The following is a 9,388-nucleotide window of genomic DNA, read 5'->3' as shown; positions in this document are numbered from 1 at the left end:
GCCCGCCGGTCCCTTCGAGGTATCGGTCATCGCGGCGTCCGACACGCCAGTCGTTGCGGCAGGTGGATTTTCGCTCGGCGCGCAGGAGGGGCATCACGACATCGATCACCTGGTTGTACCGGGGTTCGAGCTCGTGCCGTCCGAAGACCCTGCGATGCGTTTGTCGCTGTGGGAGGGAGAAATCGAGTTCATCCGTGCGTGCGAGGCGCACGGCGTTCGGGTGTCGTCGGTCTGCGTCGGCGCGTATCTGTTGGGCGAGGCGGGACTGCTCGACGGACGCCGATGTACGACGTCGTGGCTGTACGGTGCGGACCTCGCGAGTCGTTACCCCGGTGCGACGGTTCGAACCGACTCGTTGATCGTCCAGGACGACGGCGTCACCACCACTGCTGCGTTCACCGCCGCGCTCGACCTCGCAACAGCACTCGTGCGCGAGCATCTCGGCGACAAGATTGCGCGAAGGACTGCAAGAATTACTCTGGCGCCGGAAAACCGAACCAGTCAATCTCCGTACATCGTCGACTCGATGCTGCCCGCCAGACACACACAGTTTGCCGACGACGTCGGAAGGTGGCTGGTCGAACGGATGGCGGAGCCTTACGACTTGGATCTGCTGTCGGGTGCTTTTCACCTCAGCACCCGAACCATGCTTCGGAAGTTCAAGGACGACACCGGGGAATCGCCGCGCAGTTATCTGCAGCGTGCACGGATCCGAAAAGCGAAACGGTTGTTGGAATCGACCGACTGGTCTCTCGGAAAGATCCTGGGGCACATCGGCTATCAGGATCCTGGAACCTTCCGTCGCCTGTTCACCGACCGCGTCGGCATCAGCCCGGCCGACTACCGAAAGCGATTCCGCAACGGCGGCGCCGGATAGGTGCGTGGCGAGCCCGCCCGAAAACCTGGCGAACCGCCCTCTTCTGTAGTCGATCCCGCGCCGAAAGACTGTGCAGAGGAATTGTTTCGACTACTGAGAGGGCTCACCGTGCCGAACCGGAGCATGACCGAAGATGATCCGCTCGAAGACTTCGACCGTCGAACGATCACCATCGACGCAGTGGCGAAGTCCGTGTACGTGGCCGGCACCGGTCCCGCAGTAATCGTCATGCCGGAGATGCCGGGCATCAGCCCGCATGTAGCGCGATTTGCCCGCTGGGTGCGCGACGCCGGTTTCACGGTCTTCGTTCCGTCACTGTTCGGGCGCGACGGCGCGGTCCCCACAGTGGACGAGGGGCTGACGGTGTTCAAGAGAGCCTGCGTCAGTGCGGAGTTCCGCGCCCTCGCTGCCGACGAACCGAGTCCGGCGGTCCGTTGGCTGCGTTCACTCGCCGCTTCGGCGCATGAGGAGTGCGGCGGTCCTGGCGTCGGCGTGATCGGGATGTGCTTCACCGGCAACTTCGCATTGTCGATGATGCTCGAACACTCGGTCATCGCGCCGGTTCTCGCCCAACCGTCGTTACCGCTCGATCGACCGGACGAAACCGACAGCGGGCCCGAAGAACTCGAAGCCGTGCGCTCGAGACTCGAGGCCGAAGACCTCACGGTGCTTGCATACCGCTTTCGAGGTGACTCGTTCTGCCGCGCACAACGATTCGCCGCCTATTCGAAGGCCTTGGGCGAGCGCTTCGTCGGGAAGGTACTACCCGACGAAGCGGCCAACGCGACAACGTCGCCGTTCTTCGAACACGTCATTGCCAATCCACACAGCGTGGTGACGGCTCATCTCGTCGACGAGGCGGGATCGCCCACCACCGTCGCACGAGACGAGATTCTGCAGTTCTTCCGGGAGCGATTGCTCGCGGAACGAACCAGCGATCAGTGAAGTTTCGTCATCCAGCCGTGGGTGTCGGCGAAGGTTCCGCGCTGGATACCCGTGAGGGTGTCGCGCAGTGCCATCGTCACCTCACCCGGCTCGCCGTCGGCGATGGTGAACTCGCCCTCGGCGGACTTGACGCGTCCGACGGGGGTGATGACTGCTGCTGTGCCGCAAGCGAAGACCTCGGTGATTTCACCGCTCTTGCACTTGGTGCGCCATTCGTCGGTGCTGATCTTGCGCTCCTCGACGGCGAAACCGGAATCGGCGGCAAGGGCAAGCAACGAGTTGCGCGTGATGCCTGGCAACAACGAACCGGACAGCGACGGTGTCACGAGGCGAGCGTCGGGGCCCGAGCCGAAGACGAAGAACAGGTTCATTCCACCCATTTCCTCGACGTACGTGCGCTCGATGGCGTCGAGCCAGACCACCTGGTCGCAACCCTCGTCGGCGGCTTGCGCCTGGGCGAGGAGTGAAGCAGCGTAGTTGCCGGCGAACTTGGCCGCGCCGGTACCACCGGGGGCCGCGCGAACGTATTCGGTGGACAGCCACACACTGACCGGCTTGACGCCGCGCGGGAAGTACGCACCGGCAGGCGAGGCGATCAGCAGGTAGCGGTACTCGTCGGCGGGACGGACACCGAGTCCGGCTTCGGTGGAGAACATGAACGGACGGAGGTAGAGCGCGTCCTCGCCACCGGCTGCGGGAACCCAGTCGAGATCGACGTCGATCAGTTCGGTGATGGAATCGATGAACATCTGCGACGGGAGCTCCGGCATGGCCAGACGGCGCGCAGATGCCGCGAAACGCTCGGCGTTGGCCTCGACGCGGAACGAGCTGATCTCGCCACCCGGCTGACGGTATGCCTTGAGGCCCTCGAAGATGGCCTGTCCGTAGTGCAAAACCATTGCGGCCGGATCGAGCTCGATGTTTCCGTACGGCAACACCTGGGCGTCGTGCCAGCCCTTGCCCGCGGTGTAGTCGATCGAGACCATGTGGTCGGTGAAGTGCCGCCCGAAGCCGGGCGCCGCCAAAATGTCACGGCGCTCGGCGTCGGACTTCGGGGACGAGCTCTGAACACGAACGAAATCGGCGGCACCTGTCATGGGCGCAATCCTATCGAACGTGAAAAAGCTCTCTACTTGGTGTTGGTCTCCACGAACGGAGGAGACACCACGACGCACCGAAGAGCACGACCACGGACGTCGACTTCGATCTCGTCGCCGGCCGAGACATTGGCACCGGAATCGAGGAGCGCCAACGCAATTCCCACTTTGAGCGAGGGCGAAAACGTCCCCGAGGTGGTCTCGCCGATTGCCTCGCCGTCACGCAGAACACCGAGGCCGGCACGAAGCACGCCGCGATCGAGAGCCTTGATCCCCCAGAGTTTGCGAGCCGGGCCGGCAGCCTTCTCGTCGGTCAAGGTCTCTTTGCCCCAGAATGTCGGCTTCTTCCAACCGATCGCCCATCCGCAGCGCGCTTCGAGCGGAGAAATCTCGAGCGAAAGCTCATGCCCGTGCAGCGGATACCCCATCTCGGTACGAAGAGTGTCACGGGCGCCGAGTCCGGCGGCCTGCCCACCCTCGGCGCGCACTGCCTCGAGAAGCGCGCGGAACAACGGCTCGCTGTCGTCCCACCGCGGCAGGAGTTCGTAGCCGACCTCACCGGTGTAACCGCTGCGGCACACACGAACAGGCACGCCGTTCCATTCCGCATCTTCGTACGCCATGTACTCGATCTCGGTGGGAAGTCCCAGAGCGGTCAGAACCGCCACCGATTTCGGACCCTGCACAGCCAGCACACCGTAGGCACGATGCTGATCCTCGACGGTGATTCCGTCCGGTGCGAGGGCGACCAGAGCCGCAACGACGTCCGCGGTATTGGCTGCGTTCGGGACGAGGAAGATCTCGTCGTCGCTGACGTAGTACGCAATGAGGTCGTCGATGACACCACCGGACTCGTTGCAGCACAACGTGTACTGAGCCTTACCCGGCCCGATCTTGTTCAGGTCGTTGGTCAGTGCGGAGTTCACGAATTCCGCGGCGCCCGCGCCACGCACGACGGCCTTGCCGAGGTGACTGACGTCGAAGAGTCCGACATTCTCACGCACAGAGGTGTGTTCGGCCACGACGCCGGCGTACGAAACCGGCATCTGCCACCCCCCGAACGGCGCGAACGTCGCGCCGAGTTCGACGTGGACGGGGTGGATCGGGCCCTGCAACAGTTGTTCGTCGGTCATGGCCCACAACCTATCGGACTTCGCCGATCGAAACATGTCCGCAGCGAGAGCTCACCCGGCCGTGACGATCGCCCCGTCCGCAAACGGCAAAGGGCCTAACATCGACTCAGGCATCCGCCAGAACCGGACGCATCGCACACTCACCTCACAGGAGACACCTTGAGCACTCGCACAGCCCGATCGTTGGGACCCGACCTCGTTCTCGCCGGCACAGTCGCCAAGCGCGCAGAGATACTGGTCGTCGGTCTGACGTCGGGTCCGGACGGCCCCGAGATCGCACTCAGCGAAGGCATCGTCGCCGAAGACGTGCTCGCCGAGATCCTCGACAGCCTCATCGCCGTCGGCGCCACCGGCAAGCCCGAGCAGCTCACCCGCGTCCCGGCACCGAGCGCGCTGTCGGTCACCAGCGTCCTCGCCGTCGGACTCGGCTCCGCCGACAAGCTCGACAGTGAGCAGATCCGCAAGTCCGCGGGCGCTGCAGCTCGCTCGCTGTCCGGCATCGACACCGTCGCAACCACGCTCTCGATCCTCGATCTCGGCGCAGCCGCCGAGGGATTTGCGTTGGGCGCGTACAGCTTCACCGAATTCAAGTCGTCCATGACGGCTCCCGGTCCTGATTCGCAGCCACTGGCCCGCGTCGAACTTCTGGTGCCCTCGCCGCGCACCAAGGAGACCAAGGCAACGCTGGCACGGTCGGCAGCGATCGCCGAGGCCGTCGCCACCGCACGCGAGTTCGTCAACACTCCCCCGAGCCACCTCTACCCCGCCGAGTTCGCCGCGCGCGCCAAGGCACTGGGCGTCGAGGCCGGGCTCACCGTCCAGGTGCTCGACGAGAAGGCACTCGAGAAGGGTGGCTACGGCGGAATCATCGGCGTCGGCAAGGGCTCGTCACGCCAGCCGCGTCTCGTCCGCCTCGAATACGCGTCGAAGAAGCGCGGTGCCCGCAAGGTCGCACTGGTGGGTAAGGGCATCACCTTCGACACCGGCGGAATCTCCATCAAGCCCGCCGCCGGTATGGAGAACATGACCTCGGACATGGGCGGCGCCGCAGCCGTCATCTCCACCGTCGTGCTTGCCGCCAAACTCGGCCTGCCCGTCAACGTCGTCGCATACGTACCGATGGCCGAGAACATGCCGTCCGCGACCGCCCAGCGCCCCGGCGACGTGCTGACCCAGTACGGCGGAATCACCATCGAGGTCGTCAACACCGACGCCGAGGGCCGTTTGATTCTTGCCGACGCGATGGTTCGCGCGGGTGAGGACAATCCCGACTACATGATCGACACCGCCACCCTCACCGGTGCGCAGATGGTCGCGCTCGGCAACCGCACCCCGGGAGTCATGGGCACGGACGAGTTCCGTGACCGCGTCGCCTCCATCTCGCAGAGCGTCGGCGAGAACGGTTGGGCCATGCCGCTGCCCGAGGAACTGCGCGGAGATCTCGACTCCAAGGTCGCCGACATGGCCAATGTCACCCCGCACCGCTGGGGCGGCATGCTGGTCGCAGCTCACTACCTCAAGGAATTCGTTCCCGAGGGTGTCCAGTGGGCGCACATCGACGTCGCAGGTCCTGCGTACAACACGTCAGGGCCGTGGGGTTACACCGGCAAGGGCGGTACCGGCGTTCCCGTTCGCACGATGATCTCGGTCCTGGAGGACATCGCGGTAAACGGCTGACCCCTTGCTGTGCGCCTTTATTAACCCCCCGCGGTTAATAAAGGCGCACAGCAGTTCAGGCGCCGTCGCGTAATTCCTGCTCTCGGGCCCGCTTGCGTTCGATTCGCTTACGTTCGTCGTGATCGCGCATACGCTGCGGATATCCCGTTTTTCGGACGTCGTAGACCGGGATCTTCAGGTCTTGTCCCAATTTGCGGGCACCACGTTCGCCGCCGACACGACGACGAGTCCACTCCCCGTCCTTCGCAACCAGGACGACGGTCACCTCGGTCACCGTCGTCTGCGGTTCCACATAGGCTTCGACGCCTTCGTGCGAGTGCGCCCAATTCGCCAGATGATCCGCATCACTTTGCGCTGCGGCCTGAGCCGCACTCGGCGGACGCTTGAAACGATCGAACAGTCCCACGGTCGTACCCTCCTCGGTACCGACGCCGCGGATGCACCCCGGCGATATGTCAAGTTTGCCAGGCGATGTCCGTTGTGCCTGCGCACGACATACCGTTTGGTCCGCTTACGACGTTACAGCCGGACCCCCGACGCATACCTACTCGCCAGTAGCCGACACACCCGAAACGGACGGCATCCCCCTCATCGGACACGCCCGGCGTATCAATGGAAAGATGAACGACGGTGACGCCGCGCCCGCGCGTCGACATCGGCAAAATAGCTACAAGTAGCCGCACGTCGCGCGCCACTCGAGCACAATGCATTACGACCACAAGTCGACAAAATTCAACAACCCGAACACAACTGTCGAGGAGTCAAAAGACATGGCCTTCTCCGTCCAGATGCCAGCCCTAGGTGAGAGCGTCACCGAGGGAACTGTCACACGGTGGCTCAAGCAGGAAGGAGACACGGTCGAAGTCGACGAACCCTTGCTCGAAGTCTCCACGGACAAGGTCGACACCGAGATTCCGTCTCCCGTCGCCGGCGTCCTGACCAAGATCGTCGCGCAGGAAGACGACACCGTGGAAATCGGTGGCGAGCTCGCCCAGATCGGTGAAGCCGGCGAAGCCGCAGCACCCGCGGCAGAGGCACCCGCCCCCGCCGCAGAGGAAGCTCCCGCCGAGGAAGCGCCGGCTGCCGAAGCTCCCGCTGAAGAAGCTCCCGCTGCCGAGGCACCCGCTGCTTCGAGCGGTTCCGCTGAAGGTACCGCCGTGACGATGCCCGCCCTCGGCGAGTCCGTCACCGAAGGCACCGTCACCCGCTGGCTCAAGGCTGTCGGCGACGAGGTTGCCGTCGACGAGGCGCTGCTCGAGGTCTCGACCGACAAGGTCGACACAGAGATCCCGTCCCCCGTCGCCGGAATCCTGCTCGAGATCAATGCGCAGGAAGACGACACCGTCGAGATCGGTGGCCAGCTGGCCGTCGTCGGCTCCGGCACACCCGCCGCGGCTCCGGCACCCAAGGCCGCTCCCGCAGCACCGGCAGCACCCCCTGCCCCCAAGGCCGAAGCTCCGAAGGCCGAAGCACCCAAGGCTGAAGCACCCAAGCCTGCCGCCGCACCGGCCGCACCCGCTCCGAAGCCTGCTGCGGCTCCCGCACCGGCGGCTGCCCCCGCAGCGTCCGGTGACAGCAGCCCGTACGTCACCCCGCTCGTGCGCAAGCTCGCCACGGACAACGGCGTCGACCTCGCGACCGTCACCGGCACCGGCGTCGGCGGCCGCATCCGCAAGCAGGATGTGCTCGCCGCTGCGGAGGCCAAGAAGGCTCCCGCCGCCGCTGCTCCTGCTGCAGCACCCGCGGCCGCACCGGCCGCCACCGCAGCCGCAGGCGTCCGACCCGAACTGGCACACCTGCGTGGAACCACGCAGAAGGCCAACCGTATTCGGCAGATCACGGCCACCAAGACACGTGAGTCGCTGCAGAACACCGCTCAGCTCACGCAGACCTTCGAGGTGGACGTCACCAAGATCGTCGCCCTGCGGGCCCGTGCCAAGGCCGGCTTCATCGAGCGCGAAGGCGTCAACCTGACGTTCCTTCCGTTCTTCGCCAAGGCAGTCGTCGAGGCGCTGAAGTCGCACCCGAACATCAACGCAAGCTACGACGAGGCTGCCAAGCAGATCACCTACTACGACGCTGAGCACCTCGGCATCGCAGTGGACACCGATCAGGGCTTGCTCTCCCCCGTCATCCACAACGCCGGCGATCTCGGCCTGGCCGGCCTGGCCCGCGCCATCGCCGACATCGCCAAGCGTGCACGCTCGGGTGGCCTGAAGCCGGACGAGCTCTCGGGTGGCACCTTCACCATCACCAACATCGGCAGCCAGGGCGCGCTGTTCGACACCCCGATCCTGGTACCGCCGCAGGCGGCCATGCTCGGAACCGGCGCGATCGTCAAGCGCCCGATGGTGGTCACCGACGAGAACGGCAACGAGTCCATCGGCGTTCGCTCGATGATCTACTTGCCGCTGACCTACGATCACCGTCTGGTCGACGGCGCCGACGCCGGCCGATTCCTCACCACTGTGAAGCAGCGGTTGGAAGAAGCCTCGTTCGAAGCTGATCTGGGCCTGTAAGCAACTGCTCGGCCGGCCGGGGCGTCATCTCCATCAGGAGGTGGCGCCCCGGCTTTTTCAGTACGGTCGGAGATATACGTTCGGATATCGAAGCACGCTGAATCAAAGGAGGCTTTCCGAATGCGAGTAGTCATCGCCGGCTCGTCCGGTTTGATCGGAACGGCCTTGGTGTCATCGTTGCGCTCCGACAACCACGACGTGGTGCGTCTGGTGCGACGCTCGACCGCCGGCCCCGACGAATCGCGTTGGGACCCGGACCACGACCGTCTGGACCTCTCCATCCTGCAAGGCGCCGACGCCGTCGTGAACCTCTGCGGCGTCGGCATCGGCGACAAACGGTGGTCGGGTTCCTACAAGCAAGCGATCCGTGACAGCCGCATCGTCGCGACCGACGTCTTGGCCGAAGCGGTCGCGAGTCAGAAGGTTCCCGTCCTCGCCAACGCGAGCGCCGTCGGCTATTACGGCGACACCGGCGACAAGATCGTCGACGAGGATTCGCCGGCAGGCACAGACTTTCTCGCCACGACGTGTCGCGATTGGGAACTTGCCACCGAACCGGCGCGTGCGGCGGGTGCCCGCGTCGTCAATCTGCGGTCCGGCGTCGTGATTTCACCTCATGGGGGCATGCTCGGTCGGCTTCGGCGCCTCTATTCGTTCGGCCTCGGCGGGCGACTGGGCAACGGTCGCCAGTACTTTCCGTGGATCTCACTCGAGGACGAGTGCGACGCGATCAAGTTCGCGCTCACGAATTCCGAACTCTCCGGTCCCGTCAACCTGACCGGTCCGGCCCCTGTCACCAATGCCCAGTTCAATGACGCCATGTCCCGTGCGGTCCACCGCCCGGCTCCCTGGATCGTTCCCGGGTTCGCACTCGAAGCGTTGATCGGAGAATTCGCCAAGAGCGGCATCCTCGGTGGCCAGCGCGCCATTCCCGCAGCTTTGGAAAAGGCGGGATTCTCTTTCCGCCACAACACGATCGGCGAAGCGCTGGCGGCCGCACTCGGTTGATTCCGAAGTCGGGCGTAATCTCTACGTCCATGAGCAGCGCTGCCGTTTCCGCCCGGTTCTCGAAACTGCCGATCGCCGTCGAGCAACTCGGTTCGATCGACTACAACGCCGCGTGGGACCGCCAGCGTGAGC

At 64.9% G+C, this 9,388-nt stretch carries 8 protein-coding genes and 1 pseudogene; 6 read left to right on the top strand and 3 right to left on the bottom strand.

Going from position 1 to position 9,388, the window contains the following annotated elements; translation table 11 throughout:
* On the top strand, positions 1-877 hold an 877-nt coding region (locus ACYP01_RS18595), incomplete at its 5' end, for a GlxA family transcriptional regulator (protein WP_459681662.1).
* Positions 878-1,000: 123 nt separating this feature from the next.
* Positions 1,001-1,822 carry a dienelactone hydrolase family protein gene (locus tag ACYP01_RS18590; protein ID WP_204856020.1) on the top strand — a complete coding sequence of 274 codons (822 nt, stop codon included), beginning with the start codon at positions 1,001-1,003 and terminating at the stop codon, positions 1,820-1,822.
* Here the strand turns inward: ACYP01_RS18590 and ACYP01_RS18585 are convergent.
* Together ACYP01_RS18585 and gcvT are read right to left on the bottom strand one after the other, a co-directional pair.
* Positions 1,816-2,919, bottom strand: a complete 1,104-nt coding sequence (locus ACYP01_RS18585) for a branched-chain amino acid aminotransferase (RefSeq protein ID WP_003941766.1) — start codon at positions 2,917-2,919, stop codon at positions 1,816-1,818. The two genes, ACYP01_RS18590 and ACYP01_RS18585, sit on opposite strands and share 7 nt — an antisense overlap.
* A 32-nt stretch (positions 2,920-2,951) precedes the next feature.
* Complete coding sequence (gene gcvT / locus ACYP01_RS18580) at positions 2,952-4,052, bottom strand: glycine cleavage system aminomethyltransferase GcvT (protein WP_047270091.1); 1,101 nt, start codon at positions 4,050-4,052, stop codon at positions 2,952-2,954.
* A 159-nt stretch (positions 4,053-4,211) separates the two neighbouring features.
* On the opposite strand from gcvT, the gene ACYP01_RS18575 reads away from it, so the two are divergent.
* Entirely contained in the window at positions 4,212-5,729 is a 1,518-nt protein-coding gene (locus ACYP01_RS18575) for a leucyl aminopeptidase (protein ID WP_020908114.1), read from the top strand.
* A 55-nt stretch (positions 5,730-5,784) separates the two neighbouring features.
* Here the strand turns inward: ACYP01_RS18575 and ACYP01_RS18570 are convergent, their stop codons facing one another.
* On the bottom strand, positions 5,785-6,135 hold the full coding sequence (locus ACYP01_RS18570; protein ID WP_003941713.1) for a hypothetical protein: 351 nt from the start codon (positions 6,133-6,135) through the stop codon (positions 5,785-5,787).
* A gap of 364 nt (positions 6,136-6,499) precedes the next feature.
* Between ACYP01_RS18570 and sucB the strand changes: the two genes are divergently transcribed.
* From sucB to ACYP01_RS18555, 3 genes and pseudogenes are all read left to right on the top strand, one after another.
* Positions 6,500-8,248 carry a 2-oxoglutarate dehydrogenase, E2 component, dihydrolipoamide succinyltransferase gene (sucB, locus tag ACYP01_RS18565; protein ID WP_118603049.1) on the top strand — a complete coding sequence of 583 codons (1,749 nt, stop codon included), beginning with the start codon at positions 6,500-6,502 and terminating at the stop codon, positions 8,246-8,248.
* A gap of 120 nt (positions 8,249-8,368) precedes the next feature.
* Positions 8,369-9,256, top strand: coding sequence for a TIGR01777 family oxidoreductase (locus tag ACYP01_RS18560; RefSeq protein WP_118603008.1), 888 nt, complete (start codon positions 8,369-8,371; stop codon positions 9,254-9,256).
* A 29-nt stretch (positions 9,257-9,285) separates the two neighbouring features.
* Positions 9,286-9,388: pseudogene (locus tag ACYP01_RS18555) on the top strand (lipoyl(octanoyl) transferase LipB); the annotation flags it as partial.

The organism is Rhodococcus sp. no. 34 (assembly GCF_054589475.1).
This window is presented reverse-complemented; position numbering and strand designations above follow the sequence as displayed.